Source organism: Ruminiclostridium sufflavum DSM 19573 (genome assembly GCF_003208175.1).
GTDB classification, from domain to species: domain Bacteria; phylum Bacillota; class Clostridia; order Acetivibrionales; family DSM-1351; genus Ruminiclostridium; species Ruminiclostridium sufflavum.
The window spans coordinates 1-22,280 of the sequence record NZ_QKMR01000015.1 but is presented as its reverse complement, the minus strand read 5'-3'; the positions used below and the strand labels follow the sequence as shown (position 1 = coordinate 22,280).

The 22,280-nt window shown below is 39.7% G+C and carries 16 protein-coding genes and 1 riboswitch; of the genes, 6 read left to right on the top strand and 10 right to left on the bottom strand.

Annotation, left to right across the window (positions count from 1 at the left end; translation table 11 throughout):
• Nucleotides 1-111: 111 nt before the first annotated feature.
• The 3 genes from LY28_RS12540 to LY28_RS12530 all read right to left on the bottom strand — a co-directional run bounded on the left by LY28_RS12540 (nucleotide 112) and on the right by LY28_RS12530 (nucleotide 5,950).
• A complete protein-coding gene (locus LY28_RS12540; protein ID WP_110462541.1) occupies nucleotides 112-3,108 on the bottom strand; it encodes an N-acetylmuramoyl-L-alanine amidase in 2,997 nt (998 codons plus the stop codon).
• Nucleotides 3,109-3,391: 283 nt separating this feature from the next.
• Nucleotides 3,392-5,089, bottom strand: a complete 1,698-nt coding sequence (locus LY28_RS12535) for a vWA domain-containing protein (RefSeq protein ID WP_110462540.1) — start codon at nucleotides 5,087-5,089, stop codon at nucleotides 3,392-3,394.
• A 120-nt stretch (nucleotides 5,090-5,209) separates the two neighbouring features.
• Nucleotides 5,210-5,950: a hypothetical protein gene (locus LY28_RS12530; RefSeq protein WP_110462539.1), complete on the bottom strand. Its 741-nt coding sequence runs from the start codon at nucleotides 5,948-5,950 to the stop codon at nucleotides 5,210-5,212.
• 230 nt (nucleotides 5,951-6,180) lie between these two features.
• Here LY28_RS12530 and LY28_RS12525 point away from each other — a divergent pair, with 230 nt between their 5' ends.
• From LY28_RS12525 to LY28_RS12510, 4 genes are read left to right on the top strand one after another with little or no spacing between them, the layout of a single operon-like run.
• Nucleotides 6,181-7,803 (top strand): spore germination protein, encoded by a 1,623-nt coding sequence (locus tag LY28_RS12525; RefSeq protein ID WP_110462538.1) that lies wholly within the window; start codon nucleotides 6,181-6,183, stop codon nucleotides 7,801-7,803.
• Nucleotides 7,803-9,047 carry a Ger(x)C family spore germination protein gene (locus LY28_RS12520; protein ID WP_110462537.1) on the top strand — a complete coding sequence of 415 codons (1,245 nt, stop codon included), beginning with the start codon at nucleotides 7,803-7,805 and terminating at the stop codon, nucleotides 9,045-9,047. Before LY28_RS12525 ends, LY28_RS12520 begins: the two co-directional genes overlap by 1 nt.
• The gene (locus tag LY28_RS12515; RefSeq protein ID WP_110462536.1) at nucleotides 9,044-10,210 is read left to right on the top strand and encodes a GerAB/ArcD/ProY family transporter; all 1,167 of its coding nucleotides are present in this window, start codon (nucleotides 9,044-9,046) and stop codon (nucleotides 10,208-10,210) included. The genes LY28_RS12520 and LY28_RS12515 overlap by 4 nt, the downstream gene beginning before the upstream one ends.
• Nucleotides 10,207-10,434 (top strand): hypothetical protein, encoded by a 228-nt coding sequence (locus tag LY28_RS12510; RefSeq protein WP_110462535.1) that lies wholly within the window; start codon nucleotides 10,207-10,209, stop codon nucleotides 10,432-10,434. The genes LY28_RS12515 and LY28_RS12510 overlap by 4 nt, the downstream gene beginning before the upstream one ends.
• A 161-nt stretch (nucleotides 10,435-10,595) precedes the next feature.
• On the opposite strand, the gene LY28_RS12505 is transcribed toward LY28_RS12510, so the two are convergent.
• From LY28_RS12505 to fba, 5 genes are all read right to left on the bottom strand, one after another.
• Nucleotides 10,596-13,172: a glycoside hydrolase family 44 protein gene (locus tag LY28_RS12505; protein ID WP_110462534.1), complete on the bottom strand. Its 2,577-nt coding sequence runs from the start codon at nucleotides 13,170-13,172 to the stop codon at nucleotides 10,596-10,598.
• 432 nt (nucleotides 13,173-13,604) lie between these two features.
• A complete protein-coding gene (locus LY28_RS12500) occupies nucleotides 13,605-14,204 on the bottom strand; it encodes a TetR/AcrR family transcriptional regulator (RefSeq protein WP_242981265.1) in 600 nt (199 codons plus the stop codon).
• 79 nt (nucleotides 14,205-14,283) lie between these two features.
• A complete protein-coding gene (locus LY28_RS12495; RefSeq protein ID WP_110462533.1) occupies nucleotides 14,284-14,796 on the bottom strand; it encodes an HD domain-containing protein in 513 nt (170 codons plus the stop codon).
• Complete coding sequence (locus tag LY28_RS12490) at nucleotides 14,741-15,469, bottom strand: putative ABC transporter permease (protein ID WP_110462532.1); 729 nt, start codon at nucleotides 15,467-15,469, stop codon at nucleotides 14,741-14,743. Before LY28_RS12490 ends, LY28_RS12495 begins: the two co-directional genes overlap by 56 nt.
• A gap of 248 nt (nucleotides 15,470-15,717) precedes the next feature.
• Complete coding sequence (gene fba, locus LY28_RS12485) at nucleotides 15,718-16,653, bottom strand: class II fructose-1,6-bisphosphate aldolase (RefSeq protein ID WP_110462531.1); 936 nt, start codon at nucleotides 16,651-16,653, stop codon at nucleotides 15,718-15,720.
• Between the two features lie 301 nt (nucleotides 16,654-16,954).
• Here fba and LY28_RS12480 point away from each other — a divergent pair, with 301 nt between their 5' ends.
• Nucleotides 16,955-18,202 carry a 6-phosphofructokinase gene (locus LY28_RS12480; RefSeq protein ID WP_110462530.1) on the top strand — a complete coding sequence of 416 codons (1,248 nt, stop codon included), beginning with the start codon at nucleotides 16,955-16,957 and terminating at the stop codon, nucleotides 18,200-18,202.
• Between the two features lie 287 nt (nucleotides 18,203-18,489).
• A riboswitch (ZMP/ZTP riboswitch) is annotated at nucleotides 18,490-18,569 on the top strand.
• Between the two features lie 89 nt (nucleotides 18,570-18,658).
• Complete coding sequence (pflB, locus tag LY28_RS12475) at nucleotides 18,659-20,884, top strand: formate C-acetyltransferase (protein WP_110462529.1); 2,226 nt, start codon at nucleotides 18,659-18,661, stop codon at nucleotides 20,882-20,884.
• A 112-nt stretch (nucleotides 20,885-20,996) separates the two neighbouring features.
• Here pflB and LY28_RS12470 read toward each other — a convergent pair whose 3' ends face one another.
• Together LY28_RS12470 and LY28_RS19140 are read right to left on the bottom strand one after the other, a co-directional pair.
• Nucleotides 20,997-21,617 carry a hypothetical protein gene (locus LY28_RS12470; RefSeq protein ID WP_110462528.1) on the bottom strand — a complete coding sequence of 207 codons (621 nt, stop codon included), beginning with the start codon at nucleotides 21,615-21,617 and terminating at the stop codon, nucleotides 20,997-20,999.
• A 107-nt stretch (nucleotides 21,618-21,724) separates the two neighbouring features.
• Nucleotides 21,725-21,889 carry a hypothetical protein gene (locus LY28_RS19140; protein ID WP_165835560.1) on the bottom strand — a complete coding sequence of 55 codons (165 nt, stop codon included), beginning with the start codon at nucleotides 21,887-21,889 and terminating at the stop codon, nucleotides 21,725-21,727.
• Nucleotides 21,890-22,280 lie beyond the last annotated feature (391 nt).

Here is a 22,280-nt window from a genome sequence, read left to right as displayed (position 1 = left end):
GCCTCCTTCTATAAAAACTTAAAAGCAAAATAAAAAACCACCTCAATGAAATTATTGACGTGGTTTATATTGGTTATTCAGCCTTTTTTACATAGACTTTAAAAATAATCCTTACCTTGCGTTGTTATATGCCCAGCTTTCAACAGCCTTACCGATGGAATCTGCAATTTTAACCTGATTCTCATAATTCACAAGCCATTCATATTCTGCCGGATTTGACATAAAACCGCATTCTATAAGAATTGCCGGAGCTTGAACAGGTATGCATACCGAAAGGCTTTGCCATCTATAGCCTCCGTCCTTTCTCTGCAAATCTGCTGTCAGTGCTTTTTGGATAAAGCCTGCAGCCGCTTTTGAGCTGTCTCTCGAATATAAAGTCAGCAAGCCTGTATGTTTAGTATAGTCCGCAGTCACATCCATTGAATTGTTATGTATAGAGACTGCAATATCAGGCTTTTTATTTCTAATCATATCAGCTCTTTCTGAAAGGCTGACCGTAGTATCACTCGTTCTGGTCATAATAACCTCGGCTCCCAGAGCCTTTAAATATTTTCTTGTATTTAATGCAATTGACAGGTTTATATCCTTTTCATACAGTCCATTCTTGCCTGCCGGACCAATTGCACCTGTTTCCTTTCCTCCGTGTCCTGCGTCAAGAAGAACCTTCAAGCCTGAAAGCGGCTTTGTTCCGGTTTTCGCAATCTTCGGACCGTTTTTCAGCGAAAATACCAGCGAGCCGTTTTTATACTGCACATAATATCCATAGAAGCTGTCAGGTTTTTTCAGCTTAAATGTATACTCAGCATTTCCCGAAGCATTCCTGCAGACAGCAGACGAATATATTGAGCTGCCGGGAGCGGGTGAACCGATTTTGATACCCTTTGTATTATATAGCGTTAACGTAACCCTATCCGATGCCGCCGACACATCAAACACAGCATTTACAGGCATTTTAAATGTTAAATCTGTATAGCCGGCGTTGGCAGTCACTTTTATTGAAGATATATTATTTGTTTTTATTGCCTTATCATTTACAATTTTTACATCACTTGCAGATACCCACATACCGCTTTTCAGCAGATAGAAATTATTTTGCTGTCCTTCGACATAATCTGAGGCTCCATTTATTAAAGGAGTAACCCTTGAATACGAGGTTGACGGACCCGAACGGGCAGGCGCTTCAGCTTCTGACGTGCTTACCACCGCATATTTATTATATTTTGATGACTGGACACTTATTGTATTGCTCTGCTTTGACGTGACCTTTTTACCGTTGTAGTCAAGAACAAACACAGGGTTTCCAAGGCTCATAACCCTTTGATTTCCGCTGACTGCCGGAAAAGTGAAGGTTCCGGTATATTTAACAGGTGTCAGTGTACCTTCGCTGCTGCTTGAGCCTTCAGTACCGGTTAAATCCACCTTATATTTTCCGATTTCAACCCATACCTTCGCCCCCTTTGGTGCCTGACATGAAAAGGTTACCTTTCTGCCGGTTCTCATGGTCATGGATTGCACGGGCAAAAAGGAACCGGGCTTAAATTCCGGCTTATTCATTGTATAAGCAGTTGAAACAGCCGCAGCCTTCTTTTTAATTTTTATTATTGTCTGATTTCCTTTATGCTTAAAAACAAAGCTGTTCTCACCGTCCTTTAAATCTGCATATACTGTAAAGTAACCGTTATCTGAAGTTTCCACCAAGGTATCCTCCAAATATACAGGCTGGTCAGGATCACAGCTTCCAAGAAGGCTTATCTTGGAGGAGGAGGTTTCATAGCCGTTTGCAGGCGAAGAAATTATAAGCTGTCTGTCCTCAGGAACACTGCTGCCGGGATCTCTTCCCGCCGAGTAAATACCATGCAGCTTTTCCTTAATTCCCAAGGCATTGCTTTCCAGTTTTGCATATCCGTAATAAATGCTTCCGCTGACAGCCTTACTTTCCCTGTTCAAGGCAATCTGCTTCGGTATCTGAAGAGGGTCAAGCCATTCGTTTGCCTGTGATGTATCATTTATTTTATATGCGGCATGTCCCACATACAGCTTTACATTTGTACCTGCACATACATTTTTCCACCAATCCAGCAGTACAGAGTAGTCTGCAATCTTAAACCCTATATTCCAGTATATCTGAGGTGCTATATAGTCAAGATATTCTTCCTTTACCCACTTTCTTGAATCTGCAAAATAATCATAATATGTAGAAATTCCGCCCTGTGTATCCGATCCGTCTTTGTTTCTGTCCTTGTTCGACCATATTGCAAAAGGGCTTACCCCGAACTGAACCTCCGGTTTTATTCCTTTGACTGTATCATATGTACTCCTTATAAGTGTGTCTATGTTATTTCTACGCCAGTCATCCTTGTTTTTGAAACCGCCCTTGTACTTTTTATATGTCTCGTCATCGTTAAAATCCTGTTTATTCGCAGCCTCTGTCTTTGAAGGATAAAAATAATCATCAAAATGAATACCGTCTATGTCATAATTTCTGACTATTTCAGCAACGCCCTCCGTTATAAGCTTAACTGCTTCAGGGCATCCGGGGTCAAGATAAAGCTGTCCCGTATTCGCAGAAACCACCGCATTAGATATTTTCCTTGCGGGATGATTTTCTGACAATACTTTTACATCCTTATCCGGTTTTTTCGTTGTTCCCATGGAAAGTCTCAAAGGATTTATCCATGCATGAATCTGTATGCCGTTTTTATGTCCCTGCTCAATAATATATTCCAGAGGATCAAAATTCCTGTCATTTGCTTTGCCCTGCTCCCCGGTCAAATATGCAGACCATGGGAAAATCGATGATTTGTATAAGGCGTCCCCTGTCGGTCTGACCTGAAAAAATATGGCATTAAGCCCCATATACTTTGTGTTCTCTATAATCTTATCCAGTTCCTTCATTTGTTCTTCAGCAGTAAGCCCCGGTTTAGACGGAAAATTAATGTTATTTACGGAAGCAATCCACACACCTCTTAAATCCTCTACTGCCGGCGTATCCTGAGCATTTGTAGTATTACCCTCATACTGCCTGTCATTGAATATTTTATATCCCATTATAGGGAAAAGCATCAAGATTAAAATCAAAATACCTATTGTACCTATTTTCTTATTCATATGTATCTCCATTCCGCTGATATAAAGGATTATTACTGCATGATAACAGCTTCTTTCAGGCTAACACTCCAAAAAAGCTCATTTTATGGCATTGTATAACTTATACTATAATGCATTCGACCAATCATAACAATATATGTCAGTATAATTTAATATTTTTTTAATATTGCATAATAAATTGCATAGCTTTTAAAATTTATAAAAGCCATGTATACAAGGGAATCTGCTTCCGCTTATACATGGCTTTTGGCTAATGCACTTATTTATTTTGATTTTTATAGAATCACATCTGTGCGTTAAACAGGCTTCCCAGCTTGTAAACAACATCCTCTGAGTCTGCATTTATACTTGCTGCTTCATTTATCTGTGAAAGTGTTTCCAAGGCTTTTATATCTGCATTGTAGCCTATAGTATAAATAGGGATTTTAAAGGCTTTGAGCATATCTCCAACATCGTCCAGTGAGTGTCCGTAATTGGTCTCACCGTCACTTAAAACGAACAGCATCAGCTTGGCATTCGGAGTCTTTGCCTTTTCCTCGACAAGCATTTTCGTTGCCACAACAATAGCATCAAACATGGCTGTACTTCCGTTTGCCGTTAAATCTGTCACCGCACCGGTAAATAAAGACCGCTGGTTTATATCAAATTTGGCTATCGGAAGATTGATGTTTACATCCGTGGAAAAAGAAACAAGCCCTATTGATGTATCCTTTAGTATGTACTGGGACCCATTCAGCAGAGATTTTTTTAAGTTGTTCAATGGAACTCCGTTCATGCTGCCTGACACATCTGCAACAAAAACAGCCGTTATATCGTTATTGGCATCCTTCTTTTCCTTCCACAGGCTCTGTGCCTGTGAAACAACCTCTCCTGCCACTGCAGTCATTTCAGGAATATAATCATCCAGCTTATTAAAGCCATAATCATCTGCAAGCTTTTGTGCTTTCTCAGACTTGCAAAACTCAATAAACCTATTGAGAATTTCCTTTTTCTCGTCAGACAGCTTGCCGATAGAATACATAGGACTGTCATGCCTCAGCCCGAATGGAGTAAATATGTACTCGGAGCTCAAGCCGGGTGTGTTTACAAAGGTCTGATATTCAAGTATAAATCCGTCAAGTACTCCTGACTTTGCCGATTCTCTCATTTGCAATGTAGTATATGCGACAAAGGGAATGTTCGTCTGGAATTTTTCAAAGCCCTGAATGGCTTTCCCGCTCAATAAATCCTTACTGTCAAAGGTACTCAAGGTTGAAATCAGAAAATTTAAGCCTGTGGAGCTTGCAAAAGGGTTAGTATATCCCATGGCAATTTCATTTGCTGCAACTGCGTCAGTAATGGTCTTTAAATTTATGGCCCCGTATTTTTTAATAAGCTCATCATTTTTGCTTCTGGATAAAAGTATCCCCGGCACATTTCCAGCAAGTCTTTTTTCAACCAGAGATACATTTGTGCCCTTTGACTTCATCATCTCTCCCCAAAGCTCATTTGACGGAGTAAAGGCATCAGGAAGATATTTTCCCGAAACAATATAATCCATACCCTGACCGGATGCAATTCCCCTTAACCTTACCGAAACCTTTTCCCCATTTATCTGAATGCCGGCAGCATTAAATTCCTTTGCAACATCAACCAGCCAGCCGTCTTTTTCATCCCCCGCTTTTTCTGTTGAAGAAAAAATTTCTATGTACTTGCCTGTTGTATTGTCTACCTGAGGAGGAAACTTTGAAATATCAGGCAGTGAATCCTTGACATCTGCCGGTTCAAGACTTATCTGCGCTTTTCTTGCTGCAACTGTATTAACTGTTATATCCTGATAAAGCTCATTTAAGGTTTCTGCCGCATTTTCAGCCGATACCACCTTTGCGCTCTTTCCCATATTTTTCGTCAGCGTAATTCCTCCATATATAAGGCAAAACACTATCACAGATATTCCGGCTAAAGCTCCTAATATCTTTAAAGTCTTTTTACTGTTTCCCATAAAAAATTTCTCTCCTTATAAATAATTAATTGACGGCAAAGCTCCGTTTTTATGCACTTATCATAATTATATCCAGTCGGATAATGGACAACCAATCACAATCAGCTGAAAAAGCCTGTTTTATATATAGTACTTGGACCTTTTTATCAGCTCATCTATTTCCTTTATCTCATTCATATTTTCAATTTCACCTATTTCCAGACAATCAATATTTGAAATCTCAAGCAAAAGAGCATCCAGCTTGAGCAATATCTCCTCATTATCGGACATGGCTTTTTTTATGTAGGTAATATATTCATTGTATATGCTCAATTTTGAAGAAATATATTTCGAGGAAAATTTCTGCCTGTTTGCAGCGCTGCCTATTCTCTCATAGTCCTCTTCGTCAAAAGCATATATCTTATTTAATATACTTTTGATGTTTGTATAAAAAATGTACTCAACATCATTGATAGTTCCGCTAAATCTTTCAAAAACAGTGTCAATGACATTAAACTTCTGCAGAAGGACATCCCGTATTTTATTCTCCTTTTTCCAGAAGCTCTCAGCCTGCTCCAGCATAACAGAAATATCACCGGAAAATAATTTTTTGCCGTCTGCCTGTCTGAGAGCAAGTATACAATCCTCCGGGCTCATTATTTGCTTTATTTGAAGGCTGCTGCTTTTATGTAAAATCAATTTGCAATTGCCGTAAATAAATATTACAAAGCTCATGAATATTACCGTACCGCCTATTGCACTGTGCAGCGGATTTGTTCCGCCTATCCGCAAATTAAAAAATCCAGGAGAAAAAAGTGCAATATTTATTAAAGCTATCGCAATATTCAATGCTGCCAATTTTAGTATCTTTTTTGCATCCACACCGGTTCACTCTCCTGAAAACAAACAGTCTCTGAAATTTCTCAGTCTACCTAGCAATTTTATCATAAAGTAAAAACAAATACCATAACCAGATATGTTCCGTTGTTACAAAAAAATAAATACTGCTTTCTTCAAGCACAGTATAAATCTCCCAAAAATGAGCCAAACTAAAGCATAGTTTATTCAGCAAATCAGACCGTACTATATCAATAGACAAGAGGTTAACTTATATGCATTTTATTATAAAGCTAATACGGCTGTTCAAAGAGCAGCATGCAAGGAAAATTAAGAGGGATTATGAAATGTGTTTCGGAGAAGAAAGCCCTCAGATTCTTTCAGGAAAGCTAAAAAAAAATATCGACTCAATAAAAGCAAGATTTGAAGGAAGCTCTGATCTTATAATACGTGAATTTTCTTTTTCAGAAAAAAAAGGCAGGGAGGTTAATGCGGTACTGATTTTTCTGGATGGAATGGTCAATATGCCTATAATAAACGATAATATCATAAAACCGCTAATGCACGACAAAAGTATTATTCAGGCAGGAAAAATTTCCGGCGCCGTTAATATAGAGGATATCCGTGACAAATTCCTTACTGTTGGAGATGTAAAAACAGTTTACACATATAATGAAGTAATAGAAGCCTGCCTGTCAGGGAATGCTGTTTTTATGGCTGACGGCTCCTGCAAGGCCCTTGACATCGGAGCAAAAGGCTGGGATAAAAGGGCCGTTACCGAGCCCACAAGTGAAACCGCCCTACGCGGTCCCAGAGAAGGCTTTACAGAAAGCCTGAGAACAAATACAACCATGATCAGACGGAAGATAAAAGACCCTGCGCTAAAAATCACTGACACCGTAATCGGAAAGCGCACACACACTCAGATAAGTATTCTTTATATCGAGGGAATAGCTGATCCCGAGCTTGTACGGGAGGTGGAGCAACGGCTTAAAAATATTGATACTGACTCAATACTTGCTACAGGCTATGTAGAACAGTATATCGAAGACTCCTCGTTTACGGTTTTTTCTACTATCTGGAGCAGCGAAAAGCCTGACGCAGTGGCGGGAAAGCTTTTGGAGGGCCGTGTAGCCATTGCTGTGGACGGCGCACCATTTGTAATGACAGTACCCATGCTGTTTATAGAAAACTTTCAAAATGCGGAGGATTACATCATCCGCAGCCACTTTGCAACCGCAATGCGTTTACTGAGACTGACAGCCTTTTTTATCAGCTTATTTGCTCCTGCCCTGTATATAGCATTAACCACCTATCATCAGGAATTAATCCCCACGACACTGCTTTTTACCATGGCGGCCTCCAGTGAAGGCGTACCGTTTCCCGCCGCTGTTGAAATGAGCCTGATGATGATTATCTTTGAAATACTGCGTGAAGCCGGTATCCGTATGCCGAGGCCGGTCGGACAAACCATAAGCATTGTTGGAGCCCTTGTAATGGGAGAGGCAGCAGTAAACGCCGGAATAGTCGGCGCACCCGTTGTAATTGTCGTGGCAATCACCGCTGTGTCAAGCTTCGCAATACCTTTTGCGGCAGATGGCGTGTCCCTGCTTGGATGGTTTCTTCTGATTATGGCATCTACCATGGGAAGCTTCGGTATAACAGTAGGTGCATTTATGATACTTATGCATCTCACTTCTCTCAGGTCCTTCGGAGCATATTATATGGCACCGTTAGCTCCGTTCCAGAGATATGATTTGAAGGATACCGCTGTACGTGTTCCGCTGCGGGCCATGAATACCCGCCCGCAGGCAACAAAGCCGCAGGATTTGAAACGGGAAAGCGCACAGCCTCCACAGCCCTCTAATGCAAGTAAATATAACCGGAGCAGAAAATAATGAAAAAATATTTAAACATAAAATACAAAAAGGCTCTGCCCTTATTAAAATACTTTTCGGGCAATTTTCATAAAAAAGCATTTCGTTCCGCCGCATTTTTACTTTGCATGCTGAATATTTTATGTCTGTGCTCCTGCTGGAGCCAGCGTGAGCTTGATAAACTGGCTATTGTACTGGGTACAGGACTTGATGTTGGCGACCTGCCGGATACCCTGAAGCTGACAGCCCAGATAGTTAAAACTTCTGAGATAAACTCAGGTTCTTCCTCAAAGAGCAGTACAAACGGGGGAAAAGCCTATGTAAACATAAGCTATACTGAAAATAGCGTATTGGCAGCTGTCAGAGGTATCACTCATATGCAAAACCGGAAGCTGTATTTCACTCATAATGAGGTGCTTATTTTAAGCAGTGAACTTGCAAAGCTTGACCTGTCAGAGGGACTGGACGCCTTTACACGCGATTACGAAGCACGTATGAATGTTAATATTCTCATCTCAAAAGGCAAAGCAGCTGAAATATTGGCAGAAGATGTGGAGCTTGAAAAAATGCCGGCACTTCATATTGCCGGTATGATGGACAATCAGAAATCCAATTCTGAAACTGTGGTTGTGACCCTGAGGGATTTTGTCATCGCAACCCTGAGTAAAGCTACGGCAGCTGTGGCTCCGATGATAGAACTGCAGGAAGCCGACGGGAAAAAACATGTAATACTTAAAGATACCGCAGTGTTTAAGCATGGAATGATGATCGGAACCTTTGGCAAAACAGAAACAAGAGGCCTTTTGTGGGTGACAAACAAAGCCGGCAGCGGCTATATAACCGTTGACACCCAGTGGGGACAGGTAGTTTTGGAGCTTCTCCATTCCACCAGCAAATTAAAGCCTGTTAAAGCAAAGGACGGCACAATACACATGGAGCTTACAATATACGAGGACGGTGCAATACAAAGCAATGAGACTACCGAAGACATGTCAAAAATTAAAAACGTTGAAATGTTAAAAGCAAAAATGAGGGAATCAATAAACTCTGACATTGAATACTCCCTTATGCAGGCAAGAACTCTTTCCGCCGATGTTTTCGGGTTCGGTGAGGCAATCCGCCGCGATTACCCCAAGGAGTGGGACAAAATGAAGGACAATTGGGATACCCTCTTTCCTTCAATTGAGCTTGAAACACATATAAATGTAGAACTGCGTTCAACAGGCGGTTTGATAAAGCCAATTGTACCAGGAGGTGAACAATGAAGCTGGAACAAGGAAGCATATCCACAAAGGACTTAATGATAGGAATAATTTGCTTTATACAGGCAACAGTGCTGCGCTCAGGATATATAGTCGGCATAACCCGGCAGGATTCCTGGGCAATGGCCGTCACAGGCTTTTTATTTTCGCTTCCTCTTGTATTTATTTATGCGGCACTGCTTAAAAAGCATCCCGGAAAAAATCTGATTGAAATCGATGATATTATATTCGGTCCGGTTCTGGGAAAGATAATATCCGTGTTATATCTATTCTTTTTTGCATCACTGGCAGCACTCAATGCCCGTGATCTCGGCAATTTTGTTGCCGACTATATGATGCCCGAGACTCCAATTACAGTTATTATTCTTATATTCATGATTGGATGCGTATATACGCTCTGCAAGGGAATAGAGAATCTCATGCATCTGTCCGCAATTTTAGCTATTCTATCAATAGGAGCAATAGTTATTAATTTCATACTTGTACTGAGAGATATTCAGCCCTGGTTTTTAAAACCGCTTTTCCAGCTTGAGCCGATGAGGTATGTTCAAGGCACGGTTTCAGTTGTAACCGTTCCGATGGGAGAAATTTTAGCCTTCACAATGCTCATGCCGTTACTGGAAAAAGATACAAAAATCGTTAAGCCTATGGTGCTTGGTCTGTTATTTTCGGCTGTAACTATAGGAATTGTAATATTAAGAGATATCGTGACATTGGGACCTCTTGCCGAAATCGTATCACTGCCGTCTTTTGAATCGGTACGTTATGTGAGTATTTCAGGTATCCTCACCAGAATGGAAAGTGTATATGCAGTCGTACTGGTAATTTTATTCTTATTTAAAGTAAGTATTCTGCTATATGCATTCGCTCTTGGACTTACAGAAATTCTCAGCAGAAATCCCCGCCACAGTGCTGATTCCGAAGGACAGTCCTGCAAAGCAGGATATTTCAAGAGTCAGAAAAGCCATCCTCCCCTCCTTTTTATTTGTGCGGCATTAATATATTTCTATTCACTTTTTGTCTTCGAATCCGTAATGGAAAACGTAAACTGGGGTGCAACAACAGCTCCCTTCTTCGCACTGACCTTTGAATTCCTGCTTCCTGTTGTCTCACTTTTGGTGGCCTTCTTGCGCGGAAACGGCAGAGCTAAGGAGGTGCAATCATGAATCTGCTGCTGGTGTGTATTGCTTTTATATGTATCGCTGCACTGGAGGTGCCTTATATGGTAAAAAACAAGCAATGGTACAGCCTTACGGTCTATTCTGTTCTACTTGTTTCTGTATTTGTTCTTGGAGCACTTGTAGCTTCAGGAATCAAGGTGCCGAGTCCCATAAAGGCAGCTCAGGCATTTTATAAGGATATCCTCGGTCTGAGCTTCAAGTCTCCCTGAGATATCCCGCATATTTCAAGCTCAAAGTCCTTCATGCCGGTATTTATCATGCGAAGGTTTGAGCAGAATTTTCTTTTAAGCAATTTGCTATCGGCTGATGGTATCAATTGATAATATCAGCCGATAGCTTGGTTTTAAAGATAATAATCAGCTTTTATAAGCTACCAATCAATAGAATCTACATACACTGTAAAATTGCCCTCTTCGAGAGTTTGAATCTGAATGCCAAATTGCTGCTGTACTAAATCAGTATTTGACGTAGGAGACAAGGTAACTGTGAATTCATTCCAGTCACCCTTTTTTACCTGCTCGTAGCTTGCCCATGAGGAGTTCCACTCAATAGTGCCCCATGTTGCATCATGCGGCATAACAAAGGGCTGGATAGTTTTTATAGGAGCACCCTCAGGAATCCAAACCCTGAAGGTCATAGACTTGCCCGGAGTCAAAACCGGCTCATCACTGTTTACAACTATATCAGCAAGCCCCTTGGTGTTGCAGGTAACATTCCATTCCAATGAATGTGCTCCTTTAAAAGCCTTATCAGCTGTGACCGCCACCTGAGATACAGCAGCATCATTTGTTCCCACTCCCTGAGTAGTTCCGTCCTCAAAGTTAATATCCGAATTATCTCCGGTAGCTGTCGTTATTGTTACTGTATCCGTAACGCTTCCGGATAACCCCAGTTCATCGGTAACAGTCAATTTGGCAGTATATGTTCCGGGAGTTTTATACTTATGTGTGACAGTCTTTCCGCTGCCTTCGGTTTTATCACCGAAATTCCATGAATAAATGTAAACCTTCCCGTCAGGATCACTGGATGCAGATGCGTCAAAGGCTATATCATCACCGGTATATGCTTCCTTCGGCGAAACTGTAAAAGCAGCCGTAGGGGCATTGTTTTCTGTCTGCTCGGGTTCAAGAGAGGTTATAATACGCAGCAGGTATTGTTTCAATATTGCGTAGTCAATAGAATCTACAGCAGCATCCCCATTTAAATCCATTTTTTTGTCAAAAACGGTTCCGGGAGTCAATAAAGCCATTTTGAAGCCTGCCATATCTATTGAGTCAATATTTCCGTCCTTGTTAAAATCTCCGTATTGATATGTGCCTCCGTTTGTATCAAGAACAATATGGCATACTGTCAACGCAGGTACAGTATACAGCAATTTGTTATTATTTATATTTTCTATCGGAGCCTTTTCATAAATATTTGAGCTTCCTCTGTCAAAAGCCCATACTCTGCCCGATTTATAGCTCTTGTCTCCGGCTATATCAAAGTTTACGGTCATTGGGGAGTCATAGTTTTTGTTTATCAGTATTACATGCAGCTTTGAAGCATCCTTTTCATCAACCGAAGCATATACCGAACTGTTTTCAGCATCGGAGGTCTCTGCTTTTACCTTTGTATCACCATATGCCGAGCCATTTCCGTCATAATTTGTATAAATATTGAAGCCTGAAGCTGTATAGCTTCCGCCGCCCCATACCGAAGCAAAATATACACCGTATTTGCCGAATACGCCTAATGCATCTGCCTGAGCGATACCGCCTGTTATATGTTCGTCTCCGCCGAAGGAATATTCAGTAAATCCAAGCTTTGTTCCGGGATTATATGTATCTATGGAGGTTTTGATATTAGGCAATAATGGCAGCTTATCACTGCAGTATGTAGCTATCCAGCTGTCTTCCATGTATGTGGAATCCCACAAGGTTCTCGGAGCCTGAAGACGTGCCTTGTTGCATTCAGTATTTGAAATATCTCCGCCAAAGGTTATTCTTTCACCGCCGCCCCTTGCTTCAGGATACCAATGCAGGTCAAGTACATCGATAAGTCTTTTGCCTTCTGCATCCGAAGCCTTCTTCATACTGTCAAGATAGTAATCTAAAAACCAGTTATAATTACCCTTGAGTGAATCCCAGTCCGGTGCGTCCTGAAAGGTATTATACTCTGAAAATCCGTATGCTACAAGACCAAAGGTTTCTGCAAACGGGTCAACCTTTTTAACGGCTTTAGCAAGCTCAATATTTTTGTCAATTATTTCTGCACATGCGGGCTTTTCAGGATGGATTCTGGGGTGAGTTCCAACCCATAAGGCAGGCTCATTATCAATTGCATACCCCTTTACGCCTGTTGCTGAGGACGCATTTCCATACTTATTTACCAAAAAGTTTACATATTCATCCATATAAATATAATCATCAGTTGTATCCGGAGTCGTAGACAAAGGGGCATCCTTTGTGAACTTAACCTCTTTCCACCTGTCTGACGGAGCAGCATCTTCCTCTGCCACAGTACCGTTTCCATCTGCCGAAACATACCCTGCTGCCTGTAATGTCACCAAAGAGTAAGCTTCTCCTGCAGCTTGATTTTTTTCATGGAAATCACTTGCCACTATACCGGGAACATCCCATTGAGCTTCCGGTATTTTTGCATTTGAAACAGCAAAGGTATCACTTGAATGCTGCCAATCACTTCCCGCATTCGAAAAATTATTTTCCCAGTTATACCCCGTCATTCTGTTTCCGCCAAGCCTATTTGCCGTTAATTTTGCATTGTTGAACTCCCAGTTCCCTCCATAGATATATGGACTGATTGAAGCTCTCTCTGCTCCGGTATCAATAGTTACATTTACCTGACCGGCTGAAGCCGCGGAACTGATACCGCTAGGAAGCATTGTTGTCAAAATCATTGCCGAGCCGACAATAAATGCCCCTATCCTCTTTCTGTTCTTTACCATTTGCGCATCTCCTTTTCATTATGTAATATTACCTCCTGCAAGATAATATATTTTCAATTAAATCTATTATCTTGCAAATAAATACATTTTAATTATAAATCCAAAAGGAAACTCAGTCAATTTATTGTATAAATTCCATATAAATATACTGTAAAAAATAATATTTTGTAACATTATAACTAAATTATTTTTTATTAAATTCACCCAAAAATGATATTACCGAAAATTTTGAACCGAAGCTGATTTTAGTAAATGAAATTTGCGGAGACCTTCTATATGATTTATTTTTGACTGACCTGCACAATATTTGCATATAAATGTGGAAGTCAATTACTATCGGCAGATGGAACAGGCTTTTAGCCGACAGTAATTGACTTCCATACATAAATTTTATTTATAAGCTGTTGGTTTAATTTTGTGAAAATGCAAGTATCAGTTAAGAAGCATTTCAATTGCAGATAAGGAATCTATTACGTCTTTATCTCCATTGGCAAGTATGGCCTGTGCCGAAGTGCCAAAAAGGGCGCCGAATATAATTCTCGACAAGGTTGCGGTAGAATAGCTCTTACTTTTCTCCCTGCTTTGAAAGCTGTTAAATACATATTTTTCTATTAAAGCCGTTATATTGTTAACAAGACTGTTTAAGAGTTCTTTTAACGGTGCAGACCAAAGGGACATACTGGTTAAATCAAAAAGTATCCTGAATAATTCGGAATCCTTTCTCATAACCTTCTGAAAATACTCTATCAAAAAAGCAATCCTTTCCTTTTCTGATTCACCCTTCATCAAGACATTCTCTATTTCGCTAATATACTGCTTTTTAAGCATTTTCACCACTTCTATAAACAAGCCCTCTTTATTTTTGTAATAGTAGTTCAGCTGACTTAATACAACACCTGCTTCATCTGCGATATTTCGTAAGGATACATTTGCATAGCCCTTTGAAGATATACATTTAAATGCTGCCGTCAGAATCTTCTTGGACTGCTTCATGTTTTCCATTTCATTCATATTCTGAATTTCTGTACCCATACTTTAACCTCCATGTTTCTCGTTCACAAATTAAAACAAATATATCTTTGTTTATATCAACATTATACTCTGTATTAAGCTATTTTACCAACAATCTCAAAAGCACTGTCCTTCTCCCGATATTAAATATTTCCATAATCGCACAATATTTATCAATAAAAGCCACAACCAAAGCTTCTTTGTATTTAGGCAGCCATATGGTCAAGGGCCACATATGCTTGACAATAATGTCCCTTTCCAAATCATTCAGAATAAATTTCTCATTTGCATTTTTTAAGGCGGTATATGGATGTGTAAAACCATGCAGCCCCTTTTCCTGTTTAGTTATATGCCAATCATACAAAAAAAAGTCATGCAGTAAGCCGCCCCTGGCTGCCGAACAGTAATCAAGCCCCAGCCGCCTGCAAGCCAGATAGCTTAGATAAGACACATAAATACTATGCTCCAGGCACGTTACATTGCTATGGTGTGTATAATTATCCATCAAAAATATGCTGTCATCCTGTATCAAGCTGCCAATGCAGCTTTTATACTCATCATAACTGCTGGAATCTGCTTTTAAGCTCCGTCTTAATTTTATCCATCCTATCATTAATGATACTCCTTATATCATGGTTTACAAGACCTGCATTTAAAATCAGCAGGTTGGGAAAAGCAATGAAAAATCTTTTATATTTTATAACCTTCTGATAATATTTATTAATTGATAAGCCGGAATAATTCAAAATAACCTTTCTTAAGCTTAATGCGTCTATTACGGATTTTCCGGTATCAATTATGACGTATGAAAGAAACAGTACTGCCATAAAGCCTTTTGTCACAGAAGGTATCACAGCAACAACCTGTACAACCGCAGGATGTACAACCTGAACCAGCAGGAACGCCAGCAGTCCCCATAAAATTGAATACTTTATGCAGATATATCCCTTTATGTTCGCCGCATTGCTGCTGTAATCCCACCATTTGCAGTTAAATATTTTTTCCAGCAGAGCGCCTGTAATAAACTCCAGTAAAGTAACCAAAAAAATAGATAAAAGTATATTTGTAATCAAAGAAGCAGAATAATCCTCAACAGCAGCACCGATTAATTTTGACGATTGAATAATCAGTATGGCACCGAAGCCGTATATAGGGCAGAAAAAGCCTGATAAGAAGCCCCTGTTCACAAGCTTCTTTTCTTTAAGGCTTGCAAAAACAGTTTCCATAACCCATCCTAAAAATGAGTAAATTGAAAAATACATTAATAAATCCAGATATGCATTCACTTTTTTAACCTCCTATAAATATGTATTTATAATTATAATATTAATTCGGACGTTTGTATTAATTATATCACATATATCAGTAAAGTCAAAAAAATTTTCAAAGACCAATCCTTGTTTGAAAAACCTGCGTGTTCCGCCTTAAAGCAAGTCCTAAGCAAAAAGCAACGCAATAAATAAGAGACGACCTCCGATATTAGTATTCAGAAGCCGTCTCTGTGCTATCTTATGAAAAAACCTTTACTTGTATATTAAGCCTTGCCGTCACAGCCAAGAACATTAACAAGCTTGTTCTTTACAAGACCCTTTATTGCTGTTCTTGCAGGTGACAGATACTGTCTTGGGTCAAAGTGGTCAGGGTGCTCGTTAAAGTACTTTCTGATAGATCCTGTCATAGCAAGTCTCAAGTCTGAGTCTATGTTAATCTTACAAACTGCCATTTTAGCAGCCTGACGGAGCATATCCTCAGGAATTCCTATAGCATCCGGCATTTTTCCGCCGTTTCCGTTTATCATTTCAACAAATTCAGGAATAACCGATGATGCACCGTGAAGAACTATCGGGAAGTTTGGAAGTCTTTTTTCAACTTCTTCCAACACATCAAATCTGAGCTGAGGCTTTGTGCCCGGCTTAAACTTGTACGCGCCGTGGCTTGTACCGATTGCAATTGCCAATGAGTCAACACCTGTCTTTGTAACAAACTCCTCAACCTCAGCAGGATTTGTAAATGCTGCGTCAGCATCAGACACATTTACTGCATCCTCAATACCCGCAAGTCTTCCCAGCTCGCCCTCAACTACTACTCCTCTTTCGTGAGCATAGTCAACAACCTTTCTTGTCAATTCTATATTGTCCTGAAAAGAATGATGTGAACCATCTATCATAACTGAAGTAAAGCCACCGTCGATACATGACTTACAAAGCTCAAAAGTATCACCGTGATCCAAATGCAGACAGATAGGTAAATTTGTTTCAATAATTGCAGCTTCTACTAATTTCATCAAATAAGTATGGTTTGCATACTTTCTTGCTCCTGAAGAAACTTGAAGAATAAGAGGTGCATTAACTTCCTTTGCTGCCTCGGTAATACCTTGAACGATCTCCATGTTATTAACATTGAAAGCTCCGATAGCGTATCCGCCTTCATAAGCCTTTTTAAACATTTCTGTTGAAGTAACTAATGCCATTTTTAAGCGCTCCTTTTAAAATTATTTTACCTTTTATAATAGTTATCACATGTCAAAATTTTTGCTCTTAACAGTAATAAGGTAATTCAAAATCGCTATTACTATTTTATGCAATATTATTCTTAAAATCAAGGAAAATTTTGATATTTATTTGTCAAACATTAGAAAGCGTAATTGATTTTTATAACTTCTTATGATATATTTTAGTTTGGTTGCGTATGATAATATCAATCCGTCAAATTAAGGATTGATAAAACAGCGTATATGTTAAAAAATTAATATATATAGGAGGCATATTACAATGACAGTTTTAAAAGGTGCTGCTATTTTCGGGCAGTCAGGTGGACCAACTTCAGTAATTAACTCTAGTGCTGCCGGAGTATTTCAGGAAGCATTAAAGCAGGAAGCAATAACAGCTGTATATGGTGCAGCGCACGGAATCAAGGGTATCCTTGATGAGCAGTTCTATGATATGAGCAAGGAAGATTCCTATGAGCTTGATCTATTGAAAACTACTCCTTCTTCTGCTCTTGGTTCAGTTCGTTACAAGCTGAAATCAGCAGAAGAGGATGAAACAGATTACAAGAGAATTGTAGAAGTATTCAAAAAGTATAATATCAGATATTTCTTCTATAACGGCGGAAATGATTCAATGGACACCTGCAACAAGGTCAGCAAGTATATGCAGAAGGTTGGCTATGAGTGCAGAGTAATGGGAGTTCCAAAAACAATAGATAATGACCTGTTCGGAACAGATCATTGCCCCGGTTATTCCAGTGCCGCTAAATACATCGCTACTTCAACCATGGAAGTTTATCACGATGCAAGAGTTTACAATACAGGTATGATTACCATACTGGAGGTCATGGGAAGAAATGCAGGATGGCTTACCGCTTCCACAGCCTTGGCTTCATACAAGGGACAGGGTCCAGACCTCATTTATATGCCTGAAATCGACTTTGATATGGACAAGTTCCTTGAAGACTGCACAGCTATCTACAAGAAGAACGGAAACTGTATCGTTGCTGTTTCAGAAGGCATCAAGGATAAAAACGGCAAATATATTTCCGAATACGGTTCAGATCTTGCTCAGCAGAAGGACTCCTTTGGTCATTCTCAATTAGGCGGACTTGCTGCTACTTTAGCTGCAATCGTTAAAGAAAAAACCGGTGCAAAGGTTCGCGGAATTGAGTTCAGCTTACTTCAGAGATGCGCTGCTCACTGCGGTTCTGCAAACGATGTAAACGAATCATATTTATCAGGTCAAATGGCTGTTAAATATGCCGTTGAAGGTATGACTGACAAAATGGTAGGTTTCAAGAGAGCCGAAGGTTCAGAATACAAGTGTGAAATTCAGTTACTCAACCTTACCGATGTTGCCAACACCGAAAAGAAAATCCCGAGAGAATGGATTAATGAAGCAGGCAACGGCTTGAATCAGCATTTTATTGATTACGCTCTGCCTCTTATACAGGGTGAATCAACTCCTCCAAAGGAAGATGGCTTGCCTAGATTTGCCAAATTAAAAAAGGTTTTGGTTTCAAAATAAGCCATATCCTGTACACAAATAAATTATACCAATTATTTACATGATTTAATACAACAAAGCCGGTAAAAAGCAATTTGACATAACAGTTTTTTAGCTTGTCAAGCAGCATTTTTTACCGGCATTTTTATACTTTTTCTAGGGCGTAATTGACCAAAGTCAATTACACTTCAAGCCTCCGCGCATAAAATCCCGGGACGATGCAATCGTTGGTCATTATAGTTTATTGAACCAATAGTAATTGACTTTATTTCTATTTTATTTTATACTAATGGCATAATGATTTTAAAAAACTGTTATACAACTGGCGGAAGTGGAGATTACCACATGGGAGTATAACTTTTAAAAGCCGGCCGCCTGGGCACTTATATTGCTCAGGCGGCTTTTATTTTGTATTTAATGTGTTACAAAATAATATCCCTTGGCAAAGAAAACAATATTCTTTTAGGGAGGCAAAACATGAATCTGAATATTTCCGGCTTCAAACCGGGCAAATGGCAAAACGCAATAGATGTTCAGGACTTTATCTTAAAAAACTATACTCCGTATGACGGAGATGAAAGCTTTCTTGCCGGCTCAAGCATTAAAACCAAATATCTTTGGGATACCTGTAAAAGTCTTTTGGTTGAAGAACACTTGAAGGGCGGAATTTTGGATATAGATGCTTCAACCGTATCAGGTATTACAAGTCATAAGCCCGGATATATAGATGAGCCTTACGAGGTTATCAAGGGGCTTCAAACCGATACCCCGTTAAAGAGAGCCTTTCTTCCCAATACAGGGTACAGAATGTCAAAGCAGGCCTGCGAAGATTTCGGTATTTCACCTGCTCCCGAAATCGACAATGCCTTTAAGCACATTAAAACACACAATGACGGTGTATTCAGCGCATATTCCGAGGAAATGCGCAAGGCACGGAAATGCGGTATTATTACAGGTCTGCCTGATGCCTACGGCAGGGGCAGAATAATCGGAGACTATAGACGAGTTGCTCTGTACGGTCTTGACATACTCATTGAGGAAAAGAAAAAGGACTTATCTGATATTTCGACAGCAATGACCGAAGAGATTATAAAATTAAGAGAAGAAGTAAGCGACCAGATATCAGCCCTGAACGACCTTGCAGCACTTGGCAGCTCATACGGCTTTAATTTGCGCCGTCCTGCCTCCAATGCATTTGAAGCTGTTCAATGGACCTATCTCGCCTTTTTAGGCTCCATGAAGGAGACTAACGGTGCCGCAAATTCTATTGGAAGGCTGAATATATTTTTTGATATTTATATGGAAAAAGATTTTCACGATAATAAATTAACTGAAATAGAGGCTCAGGAATTAATTGACCAGTTTGTTATAAAGCTGAGATTAGTCAGACATCTGAGAACAAAATCATATAACGAGCTTTTTGCAGGCGACCCTGTCTGGCTGACGGAATCACTGGGAGGAATGAGCGTTGACGGAAGACATATGGTTACAAAAACTACCTATAGATTTTTACAGACGCTCAACAATCTTGGCGCCGCACCCGAACCAAATCTGACTGTACTATGGTCAATAAAGCTGCCGGAAGCCTTCAAGCATTTCTGCACAAAAATTTCCATAAATACAAGTGCAATTCAGTATGAAAATGATGATTTAATGCAGCCGCTTTATGGTGATGACTACGGAATAGCATGCTGTGTATCTGCTATGCGGCTTGGAAAAGACATGCAGTTTTTCGGTGCCAGATGTAATCTTGCAAAGCTTCTTCTTATTTCCTTAAACGGCGGGAAAGATGAAATTACCGGTATACAGGTAGCTCCCGAGTCGGAGCCCTACGCCGGTAAATACCTTGAATATGACAAGGTAATGAGCAGTTTTCTAAAGATGCAGGATTGGCTCACAGGCTTATATGTAAACACAATGAACGTTATTCATTACATGCACGACAAATACGCATACGAGCGTCTCATGATGGCCTTGCACGATACTGACGTAAACCGGCTTATGGCCTTTGGTGTCTCAGGTCTTTCAGTACTGGTCGATTCTCTCAGTGCCATAAAATATTCAAGGGTAAAGGTAATCAGAGACGGAAGAGGAATCATTACTGATTTTGAGACTGAGCTTCCATACCCACAGTTCGGAAATAATGATGACAGAGTGGATATTATTGCAAAAGAGGTTGTTGAAAGCTTTTACAAAAGTTTAAAGATACACCCGACATACCGTAACGCTACACATACCCTGTCTGTATTAACTATTACCTCAAATGTCGTATACGGTAAAAAGACAGGCTCTACCCCTGATGGCAGAAAAAAAGGCGAGCCTTTTGCTCCCGGAGCAAATCCCATGCATCACAGGGACAAGTCCGGTATATTGGCACTTTTAAATTCAGTGGCAAAAATACCGTATAGCAGCTGCCGTGACGGCATTTCACTAACAGCTTCAATTATACCTGCTGCCCTCGGCAAGGATGAGGATACAAAAACAAAAAATCTGGCAGCCATAATTGACGGCTACATGATGAGCAACGGCCACCATATAAATGTCAATGTCCTTGATAAGGCTACTCTTGAAGCTGCCATAGCCGAACCGTTAAAATATAATTCGCTCACTGTAAGAGTTTCCGGCTATGCGGTACATTTTATCAAGCTGACACGCGAGCAGCAGCTGGAAGTTATCTCCCGCACCTTTCACGAGGCCATGTAACCCTGCTGCGTTCAAAATCAGCTTAAAAGCTTGCCATGCCTTCGCGGCGGATATAAACATATCATCGAGAGGGCATGGTAAGGCTTTCAGATATGCCGTACTTGACTATTTATTATCCAACATCATTATCTATTCCGTCATAGCCAATGTCATTGAGTTTTTTAAAGGCATTGTCAATTATCAGGAGTATTTTTGCCTCATCAGCATCCCTAGATAACAGTATCAATTCATTACTGGTGTTTTCCATTAGTGAATTAAGCTGTATCAGCTTTCTTCTCATAATATCCTTAACATTTCCTGGTCTGGTAAAAAGATTTAGATTTGATACTATAGAAAATATTATTACAACTGCTATTTTAATTATATTATAAATTACCGAATCCAAAAAGAATAAATCTCCACTTTTCCCTAGAAGCGAATTGAATGAACTTGGCATTATCATCGTTAAAAGTAAGACTGAGGTTACAATAGATACTTTTGTATATATGGAACATAATTGCTTTGCTTTATTATATTTATTATAAAAACTGTCGCATTGAAAACGTGCCTTATCAAGATACCTATTGTACTTATTTTTTAATTTGGAGTCCTGTGACACAAAATCACTAATGTCTCCCATATAATTGTCTATGTATTCGGAAGCTTTAAATGAATCCTTTATATTTAAAACATCATGCTCTTTATTAATATATTGCTTTTCTGTTGTTTTATTACTTATAGAATTACCAGCCATGTTTTACCTCACCTTTTAAATTGTTAAAGATATCTCATATTAATATGATAGAGTCCACGAAAAAATTCATCACATTTTAAAATTTTCATTGTTTTAATTTTTCCCTTTTATCCAACATACTCGTTAATCAATTTATGAGCTCTTTGTGATGTAAACCATCCGGCTAGCCTGTCCGCAGCAGCCTTATTAACACCTTTAACCTTGTCTGGATTCACTTCTATAACCGTATATCTGCTGTTTAAATCCTCTGCCGTATCAAGTACGACCTGCAACTTAAGCTGATCCTTTACGGACAAATATGTATCGGTGTCCGCAAGTGTATACGCACTTTTTTCATCTGCAATAAAAATTACGGCGCGACTTGTTAGTCAGCAACCACTATCCTATAGGATTAAGCCCTATAGGCGTTAGACCGTGTAGTGTTAAAATGGCTGGACAAAGTAATTTGTCTAACTGTAACTTCGATAGGTGGAATGATGGAGTAACGCCCCGAAACGCCTACCCTGATACTCCGATTGGCGTTGCAAGATAGTAATTGCAGGGTCAAAAGCTCGGTGAAGTCGACTGAATGCACTCGCTATATCGACAACGGTAAAATGTAAATGTATCGTTATGGCAAAAGCAAGCCAGAGGTGGCTGTGGGTGTTAGGTCGGGGGTCTACA

Excerpts from the sequence above, each read along its gene's own strand:
- LY28_RS12500 (WP_242981265.1), bottom strand. The coding sequence starts at position 14,204 with ATGGGTACAGAAATTCAGAATATGAATGAAATGGAAAACATGAAGCAG.
- LY28_RS12505 (WP_110462534.1), bottom strand. The coding sequence starts at position 13,172 with ATGGTAAAGAACAGAAAGAGGATAGGGGCATTTATTGTCGGCTCGGCA.
- LY28_RS12520 (WP_110462537.1), top strand. The coding sequence starts at position 7,803 with ATGAAAAAATATTTAAACATAAAATACAAAAAGGCTCTGCCCTTATTA.
- LY28_RS12480 (WP_110462530.1), top strand. The coding sequence starts at position 16,955 with ATGACAGTTTTAAAAGGTGCTGCTATTTTCGGGCAGTCAGGTGGACCA.
- LY28_RS12495 (WP_110462533.1), bottom strand. The coding sequence starts at position 14,796 with ATGATAGGATGGATAAAATTAAGACGGAGCTTAAAAGCAGATTCCAGC.
- LY28_RS12470 (WP_110462528.1), bottom strand. The coding sequence starts at position 21,617 with ATGGCTGGTAATTCTATAAGTAATAAAACAACAGAAAAGCAATATATT.
- LY28_RS12510 (WP_110462535.1), top strand. The coding sequence starts at position 10,207 with ATGAATCTGCTGCTGGTGTGTATTGCTTTTATATGTATCGCTGCACTG.
- LY28_RS12515 (WP_110462536.1), top strand. The coding sequence starts at position 9,044 with ATGAAGCTGGAACAAGGAAGCATATCCACAAAGGACTTAATGATAGGA.
- LY28_RS12535 (WP_110462540.1), bottom strand. The coding sequence starts at position 5,089 with ATGGGAAACAGTAAAAAGACTTTAAAGATATTAGGAGCTTTAGCCGGA.
- LY28_RS12540 (WP_110462541.1), bottom strand. The coding sequence starts at position 3,108 with ATGAATAAGAAAATAGGTACAATAGGTATTTTGATTTTAATCTTGATG.
- fba (WP_110462531.1), bottom strand. The coding sequence starts at position 16,653 with ATGGCATTAGTTACTTCAACAGAAATGTTTAAAAAGGCTTATGAAGGC.
- LY28_RS12525 (WP_110462538.1), top strand. The coding sequence starts at position 6,181 with ATGCATTTTATTATAAAGCTAATACGGCTGTTCAAAGAGCAGCATGCA.
- pflB (WP_110462529.1), top strand. The coding sequence starts at position 18,659 with ATGAATCTGAATATTTCCGGCTTCAAACCGGGCAAATGGCAAAACGCA.